Below are 24325 nucleotides of genomic sequence, written 5' to 3'. Positions count from 1 at the left end.
CACGATTGGCGGTGCAATCTTCGCGGCATGACAGATCGCGCCGTCCGCAACCTAGAACATCTCAAGAGTTCGGCCTCCACCGCTCGCGTGCTCAACCTGCTGCGCGTGTGGGAAGAAAACGGCGACAGTTCCGCCGACGGCGCCGTACGCAACCCCGACTGGGCGGCGCGTCCGATCTTCCGCACCCCGGCCCTGAACAGGTCCCTGATCATCAAGCACCGGCTGCGTCGCAACGAGACCGACCTGTTCACCGGCCGTCGCCAGGTCGCCACCAAGGTGGTCATCCCCATCGACGACGAGGACCTGAAGACCGGCGGCCGTTATGTCTTCGTCAATCAGATCGGGTTCGAGCGGATGATGATGGAGGCGTTCGGCGTCGCCGCCACCCACCCCGACATCGAAACCCTGCGCCTGATCGACAAACTGCCGTCCCTGGATCCCTTCCTGCTGCGCGAACAGTTGCGACGCGGCGGCCTGGACCCCTCGCCCTGCTATTTCTCGATCAGCGACAGCGATCTTCAGCGCATGCTGGCCTTCGTCCGCAGCGAGATCGAGCCGCTGGTGACCCTCAGCCTGGGCCCCGACACCATCGCCGTGAACTCGGATTCGGCCGGGCGAATGGCGTCCAAGATCCTGTCCAACACGCCTGGCGACCAGCTGGACGCCCTGCGCCTGACCCTGCGCTTGGCGCCGGAGCAGTATCAGGAGGGTGTCTTCTGCTGGAAGGGCTTCCTCTATTACAAATGGACGCTGGCCGCCCTGCTGGGCGAGGTCGCCGCCGTCGCCGAAGCCGTGCGCACCATCAAGCCCGTCGGCAAGACCGATCGCGCCGCCAAGGAATATCTGGCCCGCAGCCGCGACGTTCTGCGCGGTCGCATCATCAAGACCTGCGACGAGGTCAGCCGCACTCTTCGCATCTATGATGACGCCTACGCCAAACTGACGCAGGAGGGCCGCCCCACCGCCTTCCGCGACTTCCTGCTGGACGCCCCTTCGATGTTCGCCAAACTGGGCGACCAGCTGGGCGCCGTCCAGCACATCGTCAGCTACTGGCGCTTCCGCTTCGGCCCCGGCGCCGCCCCGGTGAACGTCGAGGAGCTGATGGACATCTTCATGGACTTCGAAACCGGCCTTCTGGGCCGCGGCGAAGTCCCCGACGACATCGGCATGATGGCGGCCTGACCAGGCCAGACCTGCGCGCCATAAGATATGTAGACTCTCCCCATGGTTGCAGCTTAGCTGTCGCCGGTCACCTAGGGGGAAATCTTGGACATTCAAACGAAGCTCGCCGAACTCCAGAAGCGCACGATGGAGCACCGCGAGGTGCTGCTGACCGAAGAGGCCGCCAAGACGGCTCTGGTCATGCCCTTCATTCAGGCTCTCGGCTACGACGTGTTCAATCCGTCAGAGGTGATTCCGGAGTACACGGCCGACGTCGGCACCAAGAAGGGCGAGAAGGTCGATTACGCCATCTGCGATGGCGGCAAGGTTCGCATCCTGATCGAGTGCAAGCCCAGCAATGTGGCGCTGAACCTCAACCACGCCAGCCAGCTCTTCCGCTATTTCTCGGTCACGGACGCGCGCCTCGCCATCCTGACCAACGGTGTCGTCTATCAGTTCTATTCGGACGTCGAAGCCACCAACAAGATGGACGACAAGCCGTTCTTCACCTTCAGCATGGATGCGCTTAAACCGACCGACGGACGCACGGTGGAGAAGTTCACCAAACTCTCATTCGACATCGAAAAGATCGTTCAGGAGGCGGGGCTGCTCAAGCTCCAATCCCTGCTCCGCAAGGAGCTGGAAAAGGAAATGGCCGAACCGTCGGAAGAGTTCGTGCGCATGATGGCCGCCCGCGTCCATGAGGGTCGCGTCACCGCCCAGGTGCGCGAGAACTTCGGCAAGATGGTCGTGGCCACCTTCTCCTCGATCATCCGCGACAAGGTCAACGAACGCCTGTCCACCGCCCTGAACGCCACCGGCCCTTCGATGACCGATCAGGAAGAAGCGCCGCCCAGCGACCCGGAAATGATCGTGACCACCGAGGACGAGGTTTCCGGCTTCCACATCATCCAGGCCATCGCCTCGAAACTGGTGAAGCCCAAGCGCATCGTCATGCGCGACGCCCAGTCCTACTGCGCGATCCTGCTGGACGACAACAACCGCAAGACCATCGCGCGCTTGCACTTCAACGGCGTCACCAAGAAGCATGTCGGCACCTTCGCGGAGAAGGGCGAAACCCGTCACCTGATCGGCGATCTGACGGACATCTACCAACTGTCAGATCAGATCGAGAAGCGGATCAAGGAGTTGGAAAGCAGCACGCCCGCTTAGCGGCGCATCAGTGCGCGGCGTCCCAGTTCGACGCCGCGCGCGCATCCACCACCAGCGGAACGGTCAGGGCCACCGCCGGGTCGGATGCGTTTTCCATCACCTGCTTGATGACGGTTATGGCGCGGTCGGCTTCGGCTTCGGGGGCTTCGAAGACCAGTTCGTCGTGGACCTGGAGAAGCATACGCGTGGTCAGGCCGGCGTCAGTCAGAGCGGCGGGCATGCGGATCATCGCGCGGCGGATGATGTCGGCGGCGGCGCCCTGGATCGGAGCGTTGATGGCGGCGCGTTCGCCGAACTGGCGTTCGGCGCCCGACTTCGAATGGATGGCCGGGATGTGGATGCGGCGGCCGAAGATGGTGGAGACGAAGCCGGCCTGGCGGACCTCGGCCTTGGTCTTGTCCATATAGGCGCGAATGCCGGGGAAACGTTCGAAATAGGTCTTGATATAGGCCCCGGCCTCGCCCTGATCGATGCCTAGCTGGTTGGCCAGGCCGAAGGCCGAAATGCCATAAACGATGCCGAAGTTGATCGCCTTGGCGCGGCGCCGGGTCTCGGACGGCATGCCCTCGACGGGAACGCCGAACATCTCGGACGCCGTGGCGGCGTGAATGTCCAACCCCGCCTTGAAGGCGCGCTTCAGCTCGGGGATGTCGCCGATATGGGCCAGCAGGCGCAGTTCGATCTGGCTGTAGTCGGCGCTGATCAGGACATTGCCGGGCGCGGCGATGAAGGCCTGGCGGATCTCGCGGCCGGTCTCGGTTCGGATCGGAATGTTCTGGAGGTTGGGGTCGCTGGAGGCGAGACGGCCGGTGGTGGCGGCGGCCAGTTGATAGCTGGTGTGGACACGGTCGGTCTTGGGGTCGGCGGCGGCGGTCAGGGCGTCGGTATAGGTGCCCTTCAGCTTCGACAGTTGACGCCAGTCCAGCAGGACGCGCGGCAGATCATGGCTGAGCGCCAGTTCCTCCAGCACGCTGGCGTCGGTGCCCCATTGACCCGAGGCGGTCTTCTTGCCGCCGGGCAGGTTCAGCTCGCCGAACAGGATTTCGCCGATCTGGCGCGGCGAGCCGATGTTGAAGGGCCGTCCGGCGATCTCATGGGCCTGGGCCTCCAGCTCGGCCATGCGCAGGCCGAACTCGCTGGACAGCCGCTTCAACCGGTCGGGATCGATGCGGACGCCGTTCAGCTCCATGTCCGCCAGCACCGTCGGCATCCCGCGCTCCAGCGTCTCATAGACGGTGGACAGGCCCTCGCGCGCCAGTCTGGGTTTCAGGATGCGCCAAAGCCGCAACGTGACGTCCGCATCCTCGGCGGCATATTCCGCCGCCGGCTTCAGGGCGACGTGCTTGAAGGATTTCTGGCTCTTGCCGGTCCCCGCCACGCGCTTGAACGGAATCGGTTCGTGGCCGAGGTGCAGGCGCGACAGCTCGTCCATGCCATGCCCGTGCAACCCGCCCTCCAGCACGTAGGAGATCAGCATGGTGTCGTCATAGGGCGCGACGCGAATGCCCCGGCGCGCCATGACGGCGATGTCGTATTTGGCGTTCTGCAACACCTTCAGGACCGACGGGTCTTCCAGCAGCGTCTTCAGCTTCGCCAAGGTGGTCGGCTTGTCCAGCTGATGGATCGGCTCGCGCGCCTCGCCTGGCTCGCCGAACAGGCCGCCGTCGTTCGCCTGCGGCTCATGCTCGTGCGTCAGGGGGATGTAACAGGCCGCGTTCGGCCCCACCGCCAACGACACGCCGCACAGGCCCGCATGGGTCGCCGACAGGGCGTCGGTCTCGGTGTCGAAACCGACGACGCCGACCTCGGTCGCGCGCGCGATCCACCGCTCCAGCGCCTCTTCGGTCTGGACGCATTCATAGACGGCGTGGTCGAAGGTCTGGACCTCCGCCGGGCCTTCCACGACCTGGCCGTAACGCGGCGTGGCGATGGGGGCGTTCAGGTTCGGCGCACGTTTTGGCGCAAAGGCCGAGACCTCGCTGGGGCCGGCCTTGCCGTCGCCGACGCGGCGCTGAAGCGAGCGGAACTCCATCGTCTCCAGGAAGGCCGACAGGATTTCGGGATCGGGATCGCGCACGGCGAAGTCGTCGATCAGCTCGGGCGCCGGCGCATCGCACGTCAGGCGCACCAATTCGCGCGACAGACGGATCTGATCGGCGAAGGCGATCAGGGTCTCGCGGCGCTTGGGCTGTTTGATCTCGCCGGCGCGGGCCAGCAGGGTGTCCAGATCGCCGTATTCGTCCAACAGCTGGGCCGCCGTCTTCGGCCCGATGCCGGGGGCGCCGGGGACGTTGTCGACGCTGTCGCCGATCAGGGCCTGCAGATCGACCATCTTTTCCGGGCCGACCCCGAACTTCTCGAACACTTCGGCCTCGGCCAGACGCCGATCCTTCATCGGATCCCACATCACGACACCGCCGCCGATCAGCTGCATCAGATCCTTGTCGGACGAGACGATCACCGCCTCCCCACCCGCATCGCGCGCCTTGCAGGCGTAGGTGGCGATCAGGTCGTCGGCCTCGTAGCCGGGCAGTTCGACGCAATGGACGCCGAACGCCGCCGTCGCCTCGCGCACCAGAGGGAACTGCGGGATCAGATCCTCGGGCGGCGGCGGTCGGTGGGCCTTGTACTGGTCGTACAGGGTGTTGCGGAACGTCTTTTCGGAGTGGTCGAAGATGGCCACCAGATGGGTCGGACCGTCGGCGCCCTTCATGTCCTTCAGCAGCTTCCACAACATGTTGCAGTAGCCCTGGACCGCGCCGACCGGCAGGCCGTCCGACTTGCGCGTCAACGGCGGCAGGGCGTGATAGGCGCGGAAAATGTAGGCCGAGGCGTCGATCATCCACAGCCGCAGCGCGGGCCCATCCTGGGTGAGGGCCCGATCTTGGGGATGTTCGGTCTCGGTGGTTTCGGGCGCGGTCTTCTCGGTCATGACCGGAACATAGGCGGACGGGGCCGCCGCGTCAGCGTCAGAATTCGGTCCAGCTCGATCCGGGATCGCGTTGACCCGGCTGAGCCTGCTGCTGGCCCCAGGCCACCACCATGAAGGCCTTGTGGCTGCGGATGCGATAGGTGCCGATCATCGGCACCACCGCGCCCAGCGGCGCGCCCGTCTTGGCCTCATAGAGGAAGCCGGAAAACTCGGCGACGCCGACCCTGTCGCGGTGGCTGTAGACCGACAGTTCCGGCAGGGAGACGACGTTCAGCGTCTCGTTGATCGGGATCCGCATCTCGGGAATGCCGAACACGCGCCGCATCTGCTCCAGCGACAGGGCGCCGGCGCGGATTTCGAACACCGCGTTCGCCTCGTCCTTGTTGCGCGCCAGGCTGAAACCGGCGTCGGAGATGCCGCTGCGAATGGCGCTGACGGCGTAACGCGTGCCCTCGCCCTGGAAATAGGCGTCATCGACGAAGACCGAGGCGCCGAGCGGCAGCGGCAAGACCAGGCCTTCGACCGCCTTGTCCGACGCACGCGCCAGAAGAAGCTGCTCCGTCGCCGTGCGGCCCGTATTGCTCTCGGTGGTCGAGGCGCAGGCCGACAGGGTCACGGCCATCGCCGCCAAGGCCAGCGATAGGCCCTGCCCCGTACGCATCACCATGCTCCGGTATTGGGCATCGAGGCCCAGGGCTCGGCCGGCGCCAGCGGCGCGCCTTCCTGCAGCAGTTCGATGGAGATGCCGTCGGGCGAGCGCACGAAGGCCATGTTGCCGTCGCGCGGCGGGCGGTTGATCGTCACCCCGCCGTCCATCAGCCTCTGGCAGGCGGCGTAGATGTCGTCGACCTTGTAGGCCAGATGGCCGAAGTTGCGGCCACCCTGATACTCTTCCGGGTCCCAGTTGAACGTCAGCTCGACCTCGGGACAGCGTTCCGCCGCCGATTGCGCCAGGTTCTTGGGCGCGGCGAGGAAAACCAGGGTGAACCGCCCCGCCTCGTTCTCGGTGCGCCGCACCTCCTGCAGACCCAGAAGGTCGCAGTAGAAATGCAGCGAGGCGTCGATGTCCTTTACCCGGACCATGGTGTGCAGATAGCGCAAGGCTCGTCTCCGTCCGAACGGGGTGTCAGCGCTCTATAGACCCAGACGCCGTCACACCGCGACTGAACTGAGGTTACGAACTCAGGGACTTGGGCTCAGTGGGCCTCGGGCGCGCGGGCCGCCGGGCTCAGATATTCGTTCTCGTCATGCGGATGGGCCGACAGGACGAAACGCCGGTCGCAATAGCCGCACTCGATGAAGTCGTCCTCGCCCATGTCCATATAGACCAGCGGGTGACCCAGCGCCCCGCCGCCGCCATCGCAGGCCACGCGCCTGGTGGAGACCACGATCTCTTCGGGCGGCGGGATGATGGCGTCGGAATGGCGGGGGGGCATGATGCGGTCCGGTGTGGAAGGCTTGCTGGCTTCCTAGGCGGACCGGCCCCGAAGGTCAAACCTCGGTGGGCGCCGCCGGGCGACGGCCCAGAAGACGGTTCAGCATCGCCTTGCGCTTCTTGAACAGGGTCAAACCCAGGCAGCCGGCGCCGACCCACAGGCCGATTTCGCCGATGACCAACAAGGCGGCGCCGGCGATGGCCGCATGCGTCATCTCGATCTGATCGGTCTTGCCCGCCAACAGCGCCAGCCCCCCGCCGATATAGCCGATGGCGCAGACGCCCATGGCGATGAAGCCGATCAGGCGGGTGCGGGTCAGGGGCGTCTTGGCTTTTTGAACGGTGGTCATTGGCTGTCTCCATCAAGCTAGGTTGTCTTTATGACAAGCAACCTAGACATCATTTTGCAGGCAGTCAAGCATCATTGACACAAGGACAGGCACGCTTGTCGCAACATCGCCGCGGGACAGGTTGGCGAATGCAGCCGCGCGCCCTACCTATGCCGCTCGCTGTCCCGCCCGAGTGAATAGCCGATCATGTCAGAGACCCCCGCCCTGCCCGACAACGCCATCGATGTGCACGGGCTGAAGAAGACCTATGCCGGCTCCAAGAAGGCCGCGCCCAAGACGGCCCTGCGCGGGGTCGATCTGGTCATTCCCCGCGGTTCGGTGTTCGGACTTCTGGGCCCCAACGGCGCCGGAAAATCGACCCTGATCAACATCCTGGCCGGGGTGGTGAAGAAGTCCGAAGGCACGGTGAAAATCTGGGGCCGCGACATCGACAAGGAGCCGCGCGACGCCGCCGCCGCCCTGGGGGTCGTGCCGCAGGAGATCGTCGCCGACGTCTTCTTCACCCCGCGCGAGTCGCTGGAGGTCCAGGCCGGTTTCTATGGCGTGCCGAAGAACGAGCGCCGGTCGGATGAACTGCTGGCAGCGCTGGGCCTGTCGGACAAGGCCAACGCCTATGTCCGCGCCCTGTCCGGCGGCATGAAGCGTCGTCTGATGGTGGCCAAGGCCCTGGTTCACAATCCGCCGATCCTGATCCTGGACGAACCGACGGCCGGCGTGGACGTCGAACTGCGCCGCCAGCTGTGGGCCTATGTCCGCCAGATCAACGCCGAAGGCGTGACCATCGTCCTGACCACCCACTACCTTGAAGAGGCGCAGGAGCTCTGCGACACCATCGCCATCGTCAACCGGGGCGAGGTCGTGGCTTGCGAACCGACGCCGCAGCTTCTGCGCCGGCTGGACAGCCGCAATGTGGTCGTGACTCCAGAGACGCCCCAGATGACTCCGCCGATCCTTGACGGCTTCCAGGTGACGCCCCGTCCGGGCGGCGCCTTCGCCGTAACCTACAAGAAGGGGCAGTCGTCGGTGGAACAGGTCATCAACGCCGTCCGCGCCGCCGGCGTCACTATCGCCGACATCACCACCGAGGATCCGGACCTGGAGGACGTCTTCCTGGCCCTGACCTATGGGGATGCGTCGCAGGTCGATCCCACCAAGGACTAATCGACCTCGGACAGGAACTCGAAGATCGCCGCCCTGGCCTCCGGCTCGTCCAGCATGGGGGCGTGGCCGATACCGGGAACCTCGACATAGTCCATGGCCGGCCCGGCCTTCTTCATCCGCCCGGCGATGTCGGCGCTCAGCAGGTCCGAGTTGGCGCCGCGCACCAGCAGGGTCGGCTTCTTCCGCGCCAGTCGCCGAAACATGGGCCACAGGTTGGGAACCAGCGCCTTGGCGCCCGCCGCGCGGATCGGCACGGCGATGTCCGGGTCATAGTCCAGCCCGATCTCCCCATCCGACTGCTGACGGAAGATGCGCCGGGCGAAAGCGTCCCAGTCCGCGTCCGAATAGTGCGGAAAGGCGACCGCATTGATCCGCTTCGCATAGGCCGCCGCATCGGCCCACGACCCGATCTCGACCGGCTGGCCGCTATAGGCGGCGATGCGCGCCAACCCCTCGGGCGCCACTTCCGGCCCGATGTCGTTCAGGATCGCCGCGACCACCGCTCTGGGCTTCATCGCCGTCAGCGCCATGGTGATCAGCCCGCCCATGGAGGTGCCAAGAAAGACGGCGCGGTCGATCCCCGACTGCTCCATCAGGGCCAGCACGTCGCGCGCATAGACGTCGGGCATATAGGTCATAGGGTCAGGCGCACGATCCGACAGGCCTCGCCCGCGCACGTCCACCGCCAGCACCCGCCTTCCGCTCTGGGCCAGCAGGGGGGCAATGGCTTCGAAATCGGCGCTGTTGCGGGTCAGGCCATGGATGGCGATGACCGGCGGACGCGCGACGCCAGGACCGGGCGCATAGTCGCGCGCGAACAGGCTGAGGCCATCCGGCGAGGTCCAGCGCCGTTCGACAAAAGGATTGGGCGCGTTCATTGGCGATCTCCTCCGATTTTCGATCAGAGTAATTCACCAGGCGAGGAAATGCGACGTCCGGTCTTTAGAGACCCACCACATCGCGCACGAAGGCGTCCAGGTCGCCGCCCTCGAACAGGAACCCCGCCACGCCTGCCCGCTCGCCCGCCTGCAGATCGCGCTTCTGATCGCCGATGATGAAGGATCGCGCCGGGTCCAGATCATGCTCGGCGATCGCCCGCAGCAACATGCCGGGATTGGGCTTGCGGTCGGGGTGATCGGGATGGCGATAACGCGCCTCGACCGCATCGGGGTGGAAGGGCGCGGCATAGACCGCATCGATGACGGCCCCGTCCTGGGCCAGCCGGGCGACCAGCAAATCATTGAAGGCGTTCATCTGCGCCTCGCTGAACATACCGCGCGCCACGCCCGACTGGTTGGTGACGATGACGGTGCGATAGCCGCCCTGGTTCATGCGCCGCACAGCCGCCGCCGCGCCGGGGATCAGCTTCAGATGCTCGGGCCGATGCGGATAGCCGCTGTCCTCGATCAGCACCCCGTCCCGATCCAGAAAGGCGGCGGGAATACGGTTCATGCTTCGTATCTCAGGACTTCGGAAAAGGCCGTCATCAGGTGGTACAGGCTGGACGCCGGTACGGCTTGGTCATGCGACCGGCCGTCAGCGTCATAACTGTCCACCCACAGGCCGGGAACGGCGGTGGCAAGATGGGTGTCGAAGACCTTGGCGATCAGGGCCGGGGTGGCGGCGTCGCCAAAACTCAGGCCCGTGCGAATGGCCTCGGTCTGGGCCCACAGCCGACGACCGGCGTCGAGCGGCGCGCCGGACGGGTCGATCTCGCGGATCGTGAAACCCTCGCAAAGGCCTTGGGACACCGCCCAGCGATGCAGCCCCTCGGCGACGCCTGCGCCTGGGCCGGCACTACCCGCCTGCTTCAAGAGCCAAGCCCATTCCTGCAGATGGCCCGGCTCGATGACGTGACCCTCGCTGGGGTCCACCAGCAAATCGTCGGTGAAATACTCCCGGATCGCCCCGTCGATCAGGAAATGACGCCGACAGAGATCAAGCGAAACCTGGGCCGCCGCCTCGAACGCCGGATCGGGAGCGGTCGCCTGCCAGGCCAGCATGGCCTCCAGCATGTGCATGTGAGGATTCTGGCGGCGCGGCAGACGCGGGGGCAAGGCCTCCTCCCAACCGCCATGCGGCGACGCCATCTTCAGATTGATCGCCGTCACGGTCTCCAGCGCCAACGGCCGCGCGCGCGGATCGCCCAGCACCCGATGCGAGGCCGCAAGGGCGAACAGCACAAAGGCCAGATCATAGAGATCAGGCGTCTCATCGATCACCGCGCCGGCGTCATCGGTCGCCGCGACCCAGAGACCGTCATCCCTGCGACAGGTCGAGATCATGCAGTTTAGGCCCGCCTGGGCCAGGTCTCGTCCCGGCTCCCAACCCAGGGCTGCGGCTTCGCAGAAGACATAGATCTGGCGGGCCTGAACGCGGGTGCGGCGGCGCACGTCCGTGACGGGCCGACCGTCGAAATCTAGCTGCTCGAAGAAGCGGCCGTGCGCGTCCACGCCCTTGTCGGCCCACAACGGCAGGGCATGGTCGAACAGCCAGTTCGAGACCCTGATCCGGGCGGCGGCGAGAGACATCATGGCGCTGGATTAGGATGCATCCCTTCGGGCGCCAAGGGGCGGATGCGGTAGCAAAGGGCAACGCGATGTGACGCCGCGCGATTTGGCCCCTGCGCGCGATCTTGCTAGGACGACCCGACATTCGCGGCCCGTCCTTGTCGAGCCGCCGCCCGATCCCCCGTGGAGAGCGTCCCTCATGATCCCCTTCATCGACCTTCAGGCCCAGCGCCTGCGCCTCGCCGGCAAGATCGAGGCCGCGGTCCAGGAAGCCGTCGTCGGCGGCGCCTGGGTCATGGGACCACAGGTCCGCCAGTTCGAATCCGACCTCGCCGCCTTCGGTCAGGCGAAACACCCCCTGGGCTGCGGCAACGGAACCGACGCCCTGATCCTGCCGCTGATCGCCTGGGGCATAAGAACGGGCGACGCGGTCTTCTGCCCCAGCTTCACCTTCACCGCGACGGCCGAGGTCGTGCCTTGGCTGGGCGCCTCGCCCGTGTTCGTGGATGTCGATCCGCGCACCTACAATATGGACCCTGCGCACCTGGAAGCCGCAATCGAGGCGGTCAAGGCCGAGGGTCGCCTCACGCCCAAGGTGGTCATCGCCGTCGATCTGTTCGGCCAACCGGCGGACTATCCGGCCATCCGCGTGATCTGCGACCGCCACGGATTGAAGCTGATCTCGGATTCGGCCCAGGGCTTCGGCTGCACCCTGAACGGCGACCACCCGCTGAAATGGGCCGACGTGACCACGACCAGCTTCTTTCCGGCCAAGCCCTTGGGTTGCTACGGCGACGGCGGGGCGGTGCTGACCGACGATGACGACCTGGCGCAGGAGATGGATTCGCTGCGGGTCCACGGAAAGGTCGTCGCCAAGGACCTGCAGGCGGGGGCCGCCGCGTTCGCCCACGATCCCAAATACCTGGCCATGCGCATCGGCATGAACAGCCGCCTGGACACCATCCAGGCCGCCATCCTGATCGAGAAGCTGAACGTCTTCGGACAGGAGATCGAATGGCGCAACCGGATCGCCGCGCGCTACAACGAGAAGCTGGCGCCCCACGTCGCGGCCGTGCCCCACGTCATAGAAGGCGGCGTGTCGATCTGGGCCCAATATACGGTCGAGCATGAGGATCGGGACGGTCTGGCGGCCCACCTCAAGGATCAGGGCGTGCCCACCGCCGTCTATTATCCAGTGCCCATGCACCTGCAGCCGGCCTATCGGCGCTTCCCGCGCGGCGAGGGCGGGCTTCCCGTGACCGAACGACTCAAGGACCGGGTCATCAGCCTGCCGATGCACGCCGATCTGGACGAGGCGACCCAGGACAAGGTCATCGCCGCCGTCGCCAGCTACAAGGGTTGAATCTGATGCCGAACTCTCCCGCCCTCAAGATCGGCGTCGCCGGCGTCGGCGTCATGGGCCGCAACCATGCGCGCGTCGCCTCCGAGATGCGCGAGTTCGACCTGACCACCGTCTTCGATCCGGACGCGGTGACGGCCGAGGGCGTCGCCGCCGCCTATGAGGCGAACGCGGTCACCACGGCCCAGGCCTTCGTCGAAGCCGGCCTGGACGCTGCCATCGTGGCTACGCCCAACCGCTTCCATGCCGAGATCGGCGTGGCCCTGCTGGAAAAGGGCGTCCACGTCCTGGTCGAAAAGCCCATCGCCGCCAGCGTGGCCGACGCCCAGCGTATGATCGACGCCGCCAAGGCCAACGACCGCGTCCTGATGGTGGGTCAGGTCGAGCGGTTCAATCCAGCGGTCGAGACGGTCAAGCGCGCCGTCGCCGACGACGAGATCATCTCCATCCAGATCACCCGCGTCGGCCCCTTCCCGCCCCGTATGGGCGAGGTCGGGGTGGTCATCGACCTGGCGGTCCACGACATCGACATCATCCGCCACCTGACGGGTTCGGAAATCGTCGAGGTCCAGCCGCAACTGGCCCGCACCCGCGCCGACCGCGAGGACACGGCCCTGCTCCAGTTCCGGCTGGACAATGGGGTGATCGCCCACATCACCACCAACTGGGTCACCCCTTACAAGACCCGCACGCTTCAGGTCGCGACCAAGACCAAATTCATCGTCGCCGACCTGATCACCCGCCAGGTCACTGAATATTTCGGCCAGCAGCCCGACGGCTCCTATTCCACCCGGATGCTGAACAGTTGGCCGGCCGAGCCCCTTCGCAAGGAGCTGGAAGCCTTCGCCCGCGCCATCACCACCGGCGAAACACCGGCGGTCACGGGCGAGGACGGCCTGCGCAATCTGGAAGTCGCCCTGCGCTGTCTTGGCGAGCACTGATCGGGGCGAAGCCTAGTTCTCGCCGCAAAGCCTGACGAAGAGGGACGCATGCGCCGTTTCATCGCCTCCGCCCTCGCTCTCGCCGCCGTGGCTTCAGCCGCTGCGCCGGCCCTGGCCGACACCCGGTTCCTGTCCTACAATGCGTCGGACCGCATCACCCAGGCCCTGACCAAGGGCGTGACGCTGGAGGTCCGCCGCGGCCTGTTCGGCGCGGTCCAGGTCGAAAGGCTTTATTCGACCTCGGCGCGCGGCACGGCCGGCTTCACGCGTGGCGGCCCCGATGCGGCGAGACGCGCCCTGCCGCCGGGGGCCGAGGAAAGCGACATCTATGGCGTGGATCAGGACGGCGACGGCCGCGGTCTGGCTCGCGCCTTGTGCCCCGGCTCCGACGAAGTCTGGCTGATCATGAGCCGGGTGCGGGCGCCGCGCCCCCTGACCATGCAGGCGGTCGGACGGTGGTCGGACGGCGCCTATCGCCATTGTGTCACCCTGACCTACGAATGGCGCGGCGAATGGGCGACGGCCCCTTTGACGCGCAACATGCCAGACTGATCCGACCTCTGACTGTTTCATAATGAGCACGCGCAAGCGCCAATTGTGACGGTTTGACTTTTATGTTCGCGAGTGACACTTTGAGCACATGAACGGCGGCGGCCGTTCTACCGCCACGGACAATATCCCCTCCCCGGCGGCGAGAGAGACGAACCTCCCATAGCCCGGCCCGTTGCGGCCGGGCTTTTTTTACGCCGCGCGCCTGCTAGACGAAAGGCATGACCCTTCGCCTCGCTACCTGGAACATCAACTCCGTCCGCCTGCGCATCGACCAGGTCGCGCGCTTCGTCGCCGAGCGCGCGCCCGATGTCCTGATGCTGCAGGAGATAAAATGCACCACGGACCAGTTTCCGCGCGGCGCCTTCGAGGACATGGGCATGCCCCATCTGCGCGTGGCCGGCCAGAAGGGCTGGCACGGCGTGGCCATCGCCAGCCGTCTGCCGCTTGAGGACAGCGACACCTTCCAGGTCTGCAAGCTGGGCCACGCCCGCTGTGTCTCGGCTCGCGTCGCCGGTATCGACGTCCAGAACTTCTACATCCCCGCCGGCGGCGACGTGCCCGATCGTGCGCTGAACCCCAAGTTCGATCACAAGATGGACTTCTACGAACAGCTGACCGCCATCGTGGCCAAGCAGGACAAGTCACGGCCCCTGGTCATGGCCGGCGATTTCAACATCGCGCCGGGCGAGGGCGACGTGTGGAACCACCGCTACATGTCCAAGATCGTCAGCCACACGCCGCTGGAGGTCGAAACCCTGAACCGGCTTCAGGAAACGGGCGGTTTCGCCGACGTGCTGCGCGACCGTTTCCCCGAGCCGCAGAAACTGGCCAGCTGGTGGAGCTATCGCGCCGCCGATTTCCGCAAGTCCAATCGCGGCCTGCGCCTGGACCACATCTGGACCTCGCCCGGCCTGACCCCCGCCGTGGTCAGGGACACCGCCCGCATCCACGACGACGTCCGCGAGTGGGAACGCCCCAGCGACCATGCTCCGGTGACGGTCGATCTGGACGTCTGATCTTCAATAGACGGCGACCGGCTTGGCCGCCGTTACGGGCTTGCCGCTTCGCCCGACCTTCTTCGCCGCGCGGGCCAGGCGGGTCACAGCCTCGTCCAGCTGGTTTTCCGGCAAGGTGTAGGGCAGGCGCAGGCGGCGTTCGAAAGCCCCATCGACGCCGAATCGCGGACCGGCGGCGAGGCGCAAGCCTTCGGCCTCAGCCCGGATCGTTAGGGCGGAGCTGATCGGTGCAGGCAATCGCGCCCAGAGCGACAGGCCGCCGGCCGGCCGCGGGCAGACCCAATCCGGCAACCGTTCGGCCAACCGCGCCCGAAGGTGGTCTCGACGCGCACGCAACAGGGGCCGTCGCAAGGCAAGCGCCTTTCCGCCGTCGCTCAACAGCTCGACCGCCGCCAACTGCTCCAGAATCGGCACGCCCAGGTCGAAGCTGGCGCGGCTCTGGGCCAGGCGCTGGATCACCGCCCGGTCGGCGCGAATCCAGCCAATTCGCAGGCCGCCCCAGACGCTCTTGGACATGGACCCCAGCCGGACCATGCGCGGGGCATCGACGGCGGAGGCACTGAGCGCCGGTGGTCCGCTCAAGGTCAGCTCGACCAGGGTTTCGTCCAGAACCAGCAAGGTTTCGGACCCCTTCAGCCCCGCCAGCAGCCGCGTCCTGTCGGCGGCCCGCATCATCCGTCCCGTCGGATTGTTGTGGTCCAGCACCAGATAGGCCATCGCTGCGCCGCTGCTGCGACAGGCCGCAACGAGACCCTCGACGTCCCAGCCCTCCTCGCCCTCGCCGTCTGGAAGCGCCACCGGCACGGCGCGACCGCCCGCCGCCAGAATGGCGTCGATGGCCTGCGGATAGGTGGGATGATCGAACACCACAGGGGCGCCGGGCCGCGTCGTCAGTCGAAGCAGATGGACCAGGCCGTTGTGGGCGCCGTGGGTGATCAGTATCTGGCCCGGCGAGGTCGGCAGGCCGCGCCGCCGGTATCCGGCCGCCACCGCCTCACGCAGTTCCTCCAGTCCCGCCGTCTCATAGCCGTGTCCGGGCAGGTTCGCCGGCAATCGCTCCAGCGCACGCACATAGGCGGCATGGACATTCGGATCGGCCGGCAGGACGGCGGCGGTCAGGTCGATCAGGCCCGACTTTGTGAACGCCTCTGGGGCCGCCTCTCGCCCTGGTCCCGGCCCGGCCGGCAGGCTGGTGCGCGCCGCCGCCCCCTGCCCGCCGGTCAGAAAGCCGTCATCCCGCAGTCGGCCATAGGCGGCCGACACGGTCGTGCGGCTCAAACCCAGCGCCTGCGCCAGTTCGCGCTCCCCCGGCAACCGCGCCGCCAACGGCAGTCGACCGTCCAGGATCAGCAGTCGTACCGCCCCCGCCAGCTGGCGATAGGCCGCCCCGGCGCCCGGCGCGCGCCAAGCGCCGAGATGGCGGGTCAGGGAGACAAGACCGATGGAACGGGGTGACATGAGGCCAGAATGCCATGACTGGACCTTTTTTCCATAGCCGGTTTGGCGCATCTGGTGGGTTTATGACCCGTCGCCTGATCCAGCTATTCGCCGGCCTCGTCCTCTATGGCCTGTCCATCGCCCTGATCGTGCGCGCCGATCTGGGACTGGATCCTTGGGACGTGCTGAACCAGGGCGTATTCGAGCGGTTCGCCGGACCGGCGGGTATCAGCTTCGGCCTGGTCGTCAATCTTATCGGTATGGCCGTGTTGCTGCTGTGGATCCCCCTGCGCCAGAAGCCGGGAATCGGCACGGTCGCCAATGTTCTGGTCATCGGCACGGTCGCCAACTTCGGCCTGGACTGGATCCCGTCGGACCTGGGCCTACCGCTGCAAGCCAGCCTGCTGGTCGCCGGCATCGTGCTGAACGGCGTAGCCAGCGGCGCCTATATCGGCGCCGGCCTCGGCCCCGGCCCGCGCGATGGCCTGATGACCGGGATCGTCGCCCGCACCGGCTGGCCGGTCAAATGGGTGCGGACCAGTATCGAGCTGGCCGTCATCGCCGTCGGCTGGCTGCTGGGCGGCTCGGTCGGGCTGGGCACGGTGCTTTACGCCCTGACCATCGGTCCTCTGGTGCACGTCTTTCTGCCGATGTTCACGATCCGCCCGAAGACGACCGACTGAGCCTTACGGCTGCAGCCGGTATCCGCCCGCGTCGGTCAGCAGCAGGCGTGCGTGACCTGGCTCCGGCTCGATCTTCTGGCGCAGGCGATAGATGTGGGTTTCCAGCGTGTGGGTCGTGACCCCGGCGTTATAGCCCCAGACCTCGGTCAACAGCTCCTCGCGCGACACCGGCTTGGCCCCGGCGCGATAGAGGTATTTCAGGATATTGGTTTCCTTCTCGGTCAACCGCACCTTCTTGCCCTTGGCGTCCATCAGAACCTTGGCGGCGGGACGGAACTCGTAAGGCCCGATCGAGAAGACGGCGTCTTCGGACTGTTCGTGGCTGCGCAGATGGGCGCGGATGCGGGCCAGAAGGACGGCGAACCGGAAAGGCTTGGTGACATAGTCGTTCGCGCCGGCGTCCAGGCCCAGAATGGCGTCGGCGTCGGCCGCTTGGGCCGTCAGCATGATGACCGGGGTCGAAACCCCGTCCTTGCGCAACAGGCGACAGGCCTCGCGGCCGTCCATGTCCGGCAGGTCCACATCCAGCAGGATCAGGTCGGCGCGGATCTCGCGTCCCATCCGCACGCCGTCTGTCGCAGTCGCGGCCTGCTGAGTCTTGAACTCTTCGTGCAGGTTCAACTGCTCGGCCAACGCCTCGCGCAGGTCGTCGTCGTCGTCGATGATCAGAATGGTCTTGGGCGTGGGCATATGCAGACAATGGCGAGGCTTGGCCCCCGCGCCAAGGCTTGGGGGTGCGAATTCACATCGGGTTACGGCCTAGAGGGGATTTAAGGTCGATTTCGTTCCCCGAACAACGCGGTTCCGACCCGCACATGGGTCGCGCCGCACCGGATCGCGGTCTCATAGTCGCCGCTCATCCCCATCGACAGGACCGCTAGGCCATTCCTTTCGGCCAGATCTCGCAACATCTTGAAATGCGGCCCTGCGTCCTGATCCGCCGGGGGAATGCACATCAAACCGTCGACCGTCAGCCCATAGCTCCCGCGCGCCGCCGCGATCAGGGCGTCGGCCGCATCCGGCAAGACGCCGGCCTTCTGAGGCTCCATGCCGGTATTGACCTGAACCAGCACGCGCGGCGATCGGCCGCGTTTCTCGGCCGCCTGAGCCAAGGCGCGGGCCAGCTTCTCCCGATCCAGCGTCTCGATCATGTCGAACAGCTCGACGGCGTCCTCGGCCTTGTTCGTTTGCAAGGGCCCGATCAGCCGAAGTTCCAGGTCCGGCAGCATTGCGCGGCGTTCCGTCCAGCGCCCTTGTGCCTCCTGCACCCGGTTCTCGCCGAAGATTCGCTGGCCTGTTCCCAGGATCGCGTCGATGGCCTCGGACGGCTGGGTCTTCGACACCGCAGTCAGGGTCACGTCGCCAGGATCGCGACCGGCCGCGAGGCAGGCGGCGTCGATGCGGGCGCGGACGGCGGCGACCCTTTCGGCGATGGACGACGGAGCTAAAGCGGAGGAAGAAGAGGTCATGACCCTGCCGGCCGGTTACAGCGACGATGCGCGCGCGCTCTGGGATGCGGCCACCGCTCTAAACCGCGCCGCCGCCGCTGTCAGCCCGCAGGTCGCCGGCCTGCCCCCGCTGCTGTTCTTCACCGATCCCGACCGTACGCCTCGCCCATGGGAGACGGCTGCTCGCCTGCCGCCCGGATCGGCGGTGATCTATCGGGCGTTCGGCGCGGCCGACGCGGTCGAAACCGGCCGTCGTCTGCGCGAGGCGACGACGAATAATCGCGGCGTGACCCTGCTGGTTGGGCTGGACGCGGATCTGGCTCAGACCCTCGTCGCCGACGGCGTCCACTTGCCTGAGCGCGAGGCCCACAGCGCGCCCGCGATCCGGGCGGCGCACCCTAGCTGGATGATTACCGCAGCCTGGCATGGCGGGCCCGCATTGATCGAAGCGCTCGACGCGCTGATCCTGTCACCGGTCTTCCCCGCCGGCGGCGCCTCTGCCGACAAGCCGCCGTTGGGTATCGCGGCGTTTGAGGAAAAGTCGCAGAGCGTTCCCCTGCCCGTCTATGCCTTGGGTGGAATCAAGGCCGCCAACGCAGCTCGCCTCAAAGCCACAGGGGCCTGCGGTCTGGCGGCGATCGATGCGATCCAGTCGGCGTTCCGCTGACGGATCGGGTCCAAATCAGAACTTGAAGATCGTTTCCAGACGCACGCGCGGCTGGGCGCGGCCATTGGTTTCGGGCGCACGGGCCGGATCGGCCTCGGGTGCGCCCACGGCGGCGGCAGCGCCGACGCGCAGGCGGTCGTTCAGACGGTAATAGGCGCCCGCTTCCACATCGCCCCAATCTGTCTCGCGGCCGACGGGCTGGTTCAGGTTGAAGTCCAGGCCCCAGCGACCGTTGTCGTTCAGGCGCAGACCACGACGTTGGGGAGCGGGGGCGCTGCGCTGGGCCGCCTGGGCGTCCGACAGCGAGACTGTGGACGTGCTCTGGGCAAGCGCCGAAGTCGACGCGGCCATCGCCGTCGTCGCCATCATCACAGCCAGGAAACCACCGAACCGCATACCAAATCCTTCGAACCCCGCCATGACGCGGCGTTTCAACCCTGAACCGACCTTATATGGTCGTGAGCCAGGCGATTAGACACCGGGTGTCCTCGCGGTCAACGGAATGAGCCTTCGATAACAAGGTTCCCGCGCATTGTTGTCTGCGCATGTGTCTCAAGCGTCACGGGATTCGGCCGGAATCCCGCCGGATGACATGGTCCTGTCGCAAAACAGCGCGACGCCGGATGCGACCGCCGCAGACTTCGCCTTGTCATCGCCCCTTTTCACCGTGTTATAGAACCCCGCAGTCGGCATTCTTCCTTGGCCGTGCGCGCGTGTGGGCGAGGCCCGCGCGTCCCTGAGTTTACGGAGACTTCTCTTGATGAGCCTCAACAAGGCCCTGGTTCGGAACGTCGCGGCCGTCCTGGTCTCGGGCGTGGCCCTTGGCGCGTCGCTGTCCGCCTGCTCAAGCATTCCCTTCGTCGGCGGCGAGAAGTCTGCGCCCAAGACGAACGTGCAACAGGGCATCGGCGTCAACGCCTTCCTGTGGCGCGCCTCGCTCGACACCCTCAGCTTCATGCCGCTGCTGACCGCCGATCCGTGGGGCGGCGTCATCAACTACGACTGGTACATCAACCCCCAGACGCCGAACGAGCGCTTCAAGGCGACCGTCTTCATCCTAGACACCCGTCTGCGCGCCGACGCGTTGAACGTCACGGTGACCAAGGAAGTGAAGGGCGCCGATGGGCAATGGACCGCCGCCCCGGTCGCCGCCCAGACCGAGGCCGATCTGGAAAACGCCATCCTGACCAAGGCGCGCCAGCTGAACCTGTCTAATGCTGGCTAAAGCAGGCGAAGGCCTGCTTTAGCTTTCCCTTGGATGCTACCGCCCTCCGGGCTGCTTGAGCACCAGGTGGATTAGGCTCAGTCGCCTTTCTTCGGGCGGCCGAAACGCATTACTTCTTGGGCGCTGTCGTCCTTCGGGCTAGTTGAGCCGGGAGGGCGTCAGCGCCCTTCTGACTTTCAGGACGACCGTGGCCCGTTACGAACCCAAGACCGCCGAACCTCGCCAACAGGCCCGCTGGGCCGAGGCCTCCGCCTTCGTGACGAAGGATACCGGCCGTCCGAAATACTATGTGCTTGAAATGTTTCCCTATCCGTCGGGCAACATCCACATGGGCCATGCCCGCAACTATGTGATGGGCGACGTGGTGGCGCGGTCCAAGCGCGCCCAGGGCTATGACGTCCTGCACCCGATGGGCTGGGACGCCTTCGGAATGCCGGCCGAGAACGCGGCCATGGAACGCGGCATCCACCCCAAAGGCTGGACCTATTCCAACATTGCGACGATGCGCGAACAGCTGAAACTGCTGGGCCTGTCGCTGGACTGGTCGCGCGAGTTCGCGACCTGCGACCCGGAATACTACGGCAAGCAGCAGGCCTGGTTCCTGGAGCTGTATCGGCGCGGCCTGGTCTATCGCAAGGACGGGGTCGTCAACTGGGATCCGGTGGACAACACCGTCCTGGCCAATGAGCAGGTCATCGACGGGCGCGGCTGGCGCTCGGGCGCGGTGGTCGAGAAGCGCAAGCTGAACCAGTGGTTCCTGCGGATCACCGATTATGCGGACGACCTGATTGACGGTCTGAAGACCCTGGACCGCTGGCCCGAGAAGGTCCGGCTGATGCAGGAGAACTGGATCGGTCGCTCCAAGGGCCTGCAGATGACCTGGGCTTTCGCAGGCGCTGCCCCCGTGGGATATGAGTCCGGCGTCGAAATCTACACCACCCGGCCCGACACCCTGTTCGGCGCCAGTTTCCTGGGCCTGGCGCCCGATCACCCGATCTCGAAACAGCTGGCCGAGGCCGATCCAGCGGTCGCCGATTTCGTAGCCAAATGCCGCGCGGGCGGCACGTCTCAGGCCGATATCGACCAGGCCGAGAAGATCGGCTGGGACACGGGCCTTAAGGCCGTTCATCCCTTCACCGGGGCCGAGGTCCCGGTCTGGATCGCCAACTTCATCCTGTCGGAATACGGCACGGGCGCCATCTTCGCCTGCCCGGCCCACGACCAGCGCGACCTGGACTTCGCCCGCAAATACGGCCTGCCGGTGATCCCGGTGGTTCGTCCCGAAGGCGCCGGCGACGATTTCGCCGTGGGCGACGAGGCCTATACCGGTCCGGGCGCGATCTTCCATTCCGACTTCCTGAACGGCCTGGACATCGAAACCGCCAAGGCCGAGGCCATCCGCCGCGTCGAGGCGGCGGGTGTGGGCAAGGGCGCGACCATCTATCGCCTGCGCGACTGGGGCGTTTCGCGCCAGCGCTACTGGGGTTGCCCAATCCCGATCATCCACTGCCCGTCCTGCGGTCCGGTGGAGGTTCCCGCCGATCAGCTCCCGGTCGTCCTTCCCGACGACGTGACCTTCGACGTGCCCGGCAATCCGCTGGATCGCCACGCGACCTGGAAACACGTCAAATGCCCGTCTTGCGGTCAGGACGCGACGCGCGAAACCGACACGCTCGACACCTTCGTCGACTCCAGCTGGTATTTCGCCCGTTTCACCGACCCGACGGCCGAGGCGCCGATCGACAAGGCCGCCGCCGACCGCTGGCTGGCGGTGGATCAGTATATCGGCGGCGTCGAGCACGCGGTGCTGCACCTGCTCTACGCCCGCTTCATCACCCGCGCCCTGTCCGACGCCGGCATGTTGTCGGTGAAGGAGCCGTTCGCCGGCCTGTTCACCCAAGGCATGGTGGTTCACGAGACCTATCGCCGCGGCGACGGCGCCTGGGTCGAGCCGACTGACGTGGATTTGACCAACGACAATGGCGTCCGTTCGGCTCGCCAGCTGTCGACCGGCGAGACCCTGGTCATCGGCGACATCGAGAAGATGTCCAAGTCCAAGAAGAATGTCGTCGCCCCGGCCGAAATCCTGGAATCGCACGGCGTGGACGCCGGCCGTCTGTTCGTCCTGTCCGACAGCCCGCCCGAACGCGACGTGCAATGGACCCCTGGCGGCGTCGAGGGGGCCAGCCGCTTCGTCCAGCGCGCCTGGACCCTGTTTGATGCGTACGATCCCGCCTTCGCCGGCGAGGACAAGGCCAACGCCGACCTGCTGCGTGAGACGCACAAGGCCATCAAGGCCGTGTCCGAGGGCGTCGAGGGCTTCCGCTTCAACTCGGCCATCGCCAAACTCTACGCCTTCGTCGCCACCATTCGCGACAACGCCCAGGCCGGCGGCGACGCCAAGCGGCAGGCCCTGTCGGCCCTGGCCCGCCTCATCGCCCCCTTCACCCCGCACTTGGCCGAGGAAGCCTGGACACGGCTGGGAGAGGACGGGATGGTTCTGGACGCGCCGTGGCCGGTGTGGGACGCTGCGCTGGCGGCCGACGACGAGGTGGCCCTGCCCATCCAGATCAACGGCAAGCGTCGCGCGGAAATCCGCGTGCCGCGCGGCATGGAGCCCGCCGAGGTCGAGGCCATCGTTCTGGCCGACGAGACCGTGCAGGCGCGGCTGGAGGGTCTGAGCGTGAAGAAGATCGTCGTGGTCAAGGACCGCATCGTCAATCTGGTGGCCGGCTGATGCGTATCGCGGCGGCTTTCGCAGTCCTGTCCGCCCTGGCGGTTTCCGCCTGCGGCTTCACCCCCATGTACGCCGAACCGGCCGTGGGCTCGTCCCTGCGGCGCATCGCCGTCACGACCCAGGACGACAGGCTGGGCTATCGCCTGCGCGAACAGCTGGAGGACGCCCTGGCCTGGGATCGGTCCTCCACGCCGCTTTATCGCCTGACCACCCAGGTCGAGCAGAACCGCCGCTCGCTGGGCCGCCGGATCGACGACACCGCGACCCGATACGAGTTGACGGTCAAGGCGAACTGGACCCTGACGCCCGCCGCAGGCGGAACGCCCGTCAGTGGGACCGAGACGGTCACCACCACCTACGCCGCCGCCGACCAGCCCTATGCCGCCATCGCCGCCCAGCAGGACGGCGAGGAGCGTGCCGCTTCCGAACTGGCCCGGCTGATCCGCCTCGACCTCATGCAGGCGCTGTCGAACCCGTGATCCTGGCCAAACGCCCCGAGATCGATCGCTTTCTGAAGGCGCCCGATCCGGCGATCCGGGCGGCAGTGATCCACGGCAAGGACCGGTCCGGCGTCGCTGAACGGGCCGAGGTGCTGTGCCGGACCGTCACCCCCGACCTGAACGACCCCTTCAACGTCACCGTCCTGACCGACAGCGACATCGACGGCGATGAGACGAAGCTGGAAGAGGCCCTGACGGCCATGTCCCTGATGGGCGGCCGTCGTCTGGTACGCATCCGTCTGTCCACGCTGAAGCCCGGCGTGGACAAGGCCGTCGCCGCCGCCCTCAAGATCCACGCGGAGGGCGGCTACAATCCCGACGCCATGATGGTGGTCGAGGCCGACCAGCTGGGTCGCGAGTCCGCCCTGCGAAAGACCGCCGAGAAGGAAAACGGCGCCGTCGGCATCGTCTGTTACGAGGACGAGACCGGCGATGTCGCCCGCATGGTCCGCGAGGCCCTGGCCGCCGACAAGGTCGGTCTGACGTCCGACGCCCTGGACCGTTTCGTCGCCCGTCTGCCGCGCGAGCGGGGTTTGATGCGCCAGGAGATCGAGCGTCTGGCCCTGTTCATCGGCCCAGGCTCCGGCAAGACGCTGGATATGGACGCGCTGGAGCATCACCTGGGCGTCGAGCCGGACGCCTCCCTGTCCGACGCCGCGCTTCAGGCCTTCGGCGCCCGGCCCGGCCCGGCGCAAGCGGGTCTGAGACGCGCCTTCGCTGAGGGCGAATCCTCGGTTCTGGCTGTCCGATCTGCCGCCCTGCATCTGGGAAAACTGCGCCGGATCAATATCTTGCAGGCCAACGGCGCAAACGCCAAGGAGGCCGCAAAGGCCGCAGGCGTCTTCTGGAAACAGGAGGCGGAAATGCTGCGCCAGGCGCGGTCTTGGAGGCTTGAAGCGCTGGATGAGGTGCTGGACAGCATCAACACCGCCGACGTGGCCACCAAGACCACCGGCATGCCGGATCAACTGATCGCCGAACGCCTGCTGCTGGAAATCGCCGGACGAGCGCGACGGCTCGGGCTTTAAGAGACGCCT

25 protein-coding genes are annotated in these 24325 nt (G+C 66.5%); 13 read left to right on the top strand and 12 right to left on the bottom strand.

Features of this window, described 5'->3' with window-relative positions; translation table 11 throughout:
- Positions 1-27 precede the first annotated feature (27 nt).
- Positions 28-1182 (top strand): hypothetical protein, encoded by a 1155-nt coding sequence (locus tag ACP7BH_RS17020; RefSeq protein WP_425987051.1) that lies wholly within the window; start codon positions 28-30, stop codon positions 1180-1182.
- An 84-nt stretch (positions 1183-1266) separates the two neighbouring features.
- Positions 1267-2334, top strand: a complete 1068-nt coding sequence (locus ACP7BH_RS17015; RefSeq protein ID WP_425987050.1) for a type I restriction endonuclease — start codon at positions 1267-1269, stop codon at positions 2332-2334.
- Between the two features lie 7 nt (positions 2335-2341).
- On the opposite strand, the gene polA is transcribed toward ACP7BH_RS17015, so the two are convergent.
- From polA to ACP7BH_RS16990, 5 genes are all read right to left on the bottom strand, one after another.
- Entirely contained in the window at positions 2342-5266 is a 2925-nt protein-coding gene (gene polA / locus ACP7BH_RS17010) for a DNA polymerase I (RefSeq protein ID WP_425987049.1), read from the bottom strand.
- Between the two features lie 37 nt (positions 5267-5303).
- Positions 5304-5927: a DUF6655 family protein gene (locus ACP7BH_RS17005; protein ID WP_425987048.1), complete on the bottom strand. Its 624-nt coding sequence runs from the start codon at positions 5925-5927 to the stop codon at positions 5304-5306.
- Positions 5927-6367 (bottom strand): VOC family protein, encoded by a 441-nt coding sequence (locus tag ACP7BH_RS17000; RefSeq protein ID WP_409717174.1) that lies wholly within the window; start codon positions 6365-6367, stop codon positions 5927-5929. The genes ACP7BH_RS17005 and ACP7BH_RS17000 overlap by 1 nt, the downstream gene beginning before the upstream one ends.
- 95 nt (positions 6368-6462) lie before the next feature.
- Positions 6463-6702, bottom strand: a complete 240-nt coding sequence (locus tag ACP7BH_RS16995) for a zinc-finger domain-containing protein (protein ID WP_425987047.1) — start codon at positions 6700-6702, stop codon at positions 6463-6465.
- 55 nt (positions 6703-6757) lie between these two features.
- Complete coding sequence (locus ACP7BH_RS16990; RefSeq protein ID WP_409717172.1) at positions 6758-7051, bottom strand: hypothetical protein; 294 nt, start codon at positions 7049-7051, stop codon at positions 6758-6760.
- A 186-nt stretch (positions 7052-7237) separates the two neighbouring features.
- On the opposite strand from ACP7BH_RS16990, the gene ACP7BH_RS16985 reads away from it, so the two are divergent.
- Positions 7238-8212, top strand: a complete 975-nt coding sequence (locus ACP7BH_RS16985) for an ABC transporter ATP-binding protein (RefSeq protein ID WP_425987046.1) — start codon at positions 7238-7240, stop codon at positions 8210-8212.
- Here ACP7BH_RS16985 and ACP7BH_RS16980 read toward each other — a convergent pair.
- From ACP7BH_RS16980 to ACP7BH_RS16970, 3 genes are all read right to left on the bottom strand, one after another.
- Positions 8209-9090: an alpha/beta fold hydrolase gene (locus tag ACP7BH_RS16980; protein WP_425987044.1), complete on the bottom strand. Its 882-nt coding sequence runs from the start codon at positions 9088-9090 to the stop codon at positions 8209-8211. The two genes, ACP7BH_RS16985 and ACP7BH_RS16980, sit on opposite strands and share 4 nt — an antisense overlap.
- Before the next feature lie 64 nt (positions 9091-9154).
- On the bottom strand, positions 9155-9664 hold the full coding sequence (locus tag ACP7BH_RS16975) for a D-glycero-alpha-D-manno-heptose-1,7-bisphosphate 7-phosphatase (RefSeq protein WP_425987043.1): 510 nt from the start codon (positions 9662-9664) through the stop codon (positions 9155-9157).
- The gene (locus ACP7BH_RS16970) at positions 9661-10746 is read right to left on the bottom strand and encodes an AGE family epimerase/isomerase (RefSeq protein WP_425987042.1); all 1086 of its coding nucleotides are present in this window, start codon (positions 10744-10746) and stop codon (positions 9661-9663) included. Before ACP7BH_RS16970 ends, ACP7BH_RS16975 begins: the two co-directional genes overlap by 4 nt.
- 175 nt (positions 10747-10921) lie before the next feature.
- Here ACP7BH_RS16970 and ACP7BH_RS16965 point away from each other — a divergent pair, with 175 nt between their 5' ends.
- The 4 genes from ACP7BH_RS16965 to ACP7BH_RS16950 all read left to right on the top strand — a co-directional run bounded on the left by ACP7BH_RS16965 (position 10922) and on the right by ACP7BH_RS16950 (position 14591).
- Complete coding sequence (locus ACP7BH_RS16965; RefSeq protein ID WP_425987040.1) at positions 10922-12085, top strand: DegT/DnrJ/EryC1/StrS family aminotransferase; 1164 nt, start codon at positions 10922-10924, stop codon at positions 12083-12085.
- A gap of 5 nt (positions 12086-12090) precedes the next feature.
- Entirely contained in the window at positions 12091-13023 is a 933-nt protein-coding gene (locus ACP7BH_RS16960; RefSeq protein WP_425987039.1) for a Gfo/Idh/MocA family protein, read from the top strand.
- Between the two features lie 48 nt (positions 13024-13071).
- Entirely contained in the window at positions 13072-13575 is a 504-nt protein-coding gene (locus tag ACP7BH_RS16955) for a hypothetical protein (RefSeq protein WP_425987038.1), read from the top strand.
- Between the two features lie 218 nt (positions 13576-13793).
- Positions 13794-14591: an exodeoxyribonuclease III gene (locus ACP7BH_RS16950; RefSeq protein ID WP_425987037.1), complete on the top strand. Its 798-nt coding sequence runs from the start codon at positions 13794-13796 to the stop codon at positions 14589-14591.
- A gap of 3 nt (positions 14592-14594) precedes the next feature.
- Here ACP7BH_RS16950 and ACP7BH_RS16945 read toward each other — a convergent pair whose 3' ends face one another.
- Complete coding sequence (locus tag ACP7BH_RS16945) at positions 14595-16049, bottom strand: PLP-dependent aminotransferase family protein (RefSeq protein WP_425987036.1); 1455 nt, start codon at positions 16047-16049, stop codon at positions 14595-14597.
- 62 nt (positions 16050-16111) lie between these two features.
- Between ACP7BH_RS16945 and ACP7BH_RS16940 the strand changes: the two genes are divergently transcribed.
- Positions 16112-16711: a YczE/YyaS/YitT family protein gene (locus ACP7BH_RS16940; RefSeq protein ID WP_425987035.1), complete on the top strand. Its 600-nt coding sequence runs from the start codon at positions 16112-16114 to the stop codon at positions 16709-16711.
- A 3-nt stretch (positions 16712-16714) separates the two neighbouring features.
- Here the strand turns inward: ACP7BH_RS16940 and ACP7BH_RS16935 are convergent, their stop codons facing one another.
- A complete protein-coding gene (locus tag ACP7BH_RS16935) occupies positions 16715-17401 on the bottom strand; it encodes a response regulator transcription factor (protein WP_425987034.1) in 687 nt (228 codons plus the stop codon).
- An 80-nt stretch (positions 17402-17481) separates the two neighbouring features.
- Positions 17482-18180, bottom strand: coding sequence for a YggS family pyridoxal phosphate-dependent enzyme (locus tag ACP7BH_RS16930; RefSeq protein WP_425987033.1), 699 nt, complete (start codon positions 18178-18180; stop codon positions 17482-17484).
- Between ACP7BH_RS16930 and ACP7BH_RS16925 the strand changes: the two genes are divergently transcribed.
- On the top strand, positions 18179-18826 hold the full coding sequence (locus tag ACP7BH_RS16925; protein ID WP_425987032.1) for a thiamine phosphate synthase: 648 nt from the start codon (positions 18179-18181) through the stop codon (positions 18824-18826). The genes ACP7BH_RS16930 and ACP7BH_RS16925 overlap by 2 nt on opposite strands.
- 15 nt (positions 18827-18841) lie before the next feature.
- Here ACP7BH_RS16925 and ACP7BH_RS16920 read toward each other — a convergent pair whose 3' ends face one another.
- Positions 18842-19246 (bottom strand): NtrZ family periplasmic regulatory protein, encoded by a 405-nt coding sequence (locus tag ACP7BH_RS16920; protein ID WP_346497058.1) that lies wholly within the window; start codon positions 19244-19246, stop codon positions 18842-18844.
- A 340-nt stretch (positions 19247-19586) separates the two neighbouring features.
- On the opposite strand from ACP7BH_RS16920, the gene ACP7BH_RS16915 reads away from it, so the two are divergent.
- From ACP7BH_RS16915 to holA, 4 genes are all read left to right on the top strand, one after another.
- Positions 19587-20051: a DUF3576 domain-containing protein gene (locus tag ACP7BH_RS16915; protein WP_425987030.1), complete on the top strand. Its 465-nt coding sequence runs from the start codon at positions 19587-19589 to the stop codon at positions 20049-20051.
- Positions 20052-20238: 187 nt separating this feature from the next.
- Positions 20239-22788 carry a leucine--tRNA ligase gene (leuS, locus tag ACP7BH_RS16910; protein WP_425987029.1) on the top strand — a complete coding sequence of 850 codons (2550 nt, stop codon included), beginning with the start codon at positions 20239-20241 and terminating at the stop codon, positions 22786-22788.
- On the top strand, positions 22788-23267 hold the full coding sequence (lptE, locus tag ACP7BH_RS16905) for an LPS assembly lipoprotein LptE (protein WP_425987028.1): 480 nt from the start codon (positions 22788-22790) through the stop codon (positions 23265-23267). Before leuS ends, lptE begins: the two co-directional genes overlap by 1 nt.
- Positions 23264-24316: a DNA polymerase III subunit delta gene (gene holA, locus ACP7BH_RS16900; protein WP_425987027.1), complete on the top strand. Its 1053-nt coding sequence runs from the start codon at positions 23264-23266 to the stop codon at positions 24314-24316. Before lptE ends, holA begins: the two co-directional genes overlap by 4 nt.
- Positions 24317-24325 lie beyond the last annotated feature (9 nt).

This window comes from Brevundimonas sp. TWP2-1 (genome assembly GCF_049897645.1).
In the GTDB taxonomy this organism is placed as follows: Bacteria; Pseudomonadota; Alphaproteobacteria; order Caulobacterales; family Caulobacteraceae; genus Brevundimonas.
The sequence above is the reverse complement of the archived record's forward strand: the minus strand, read 5'-3'. Positions and strand labels throughout refer to the sequence as shown.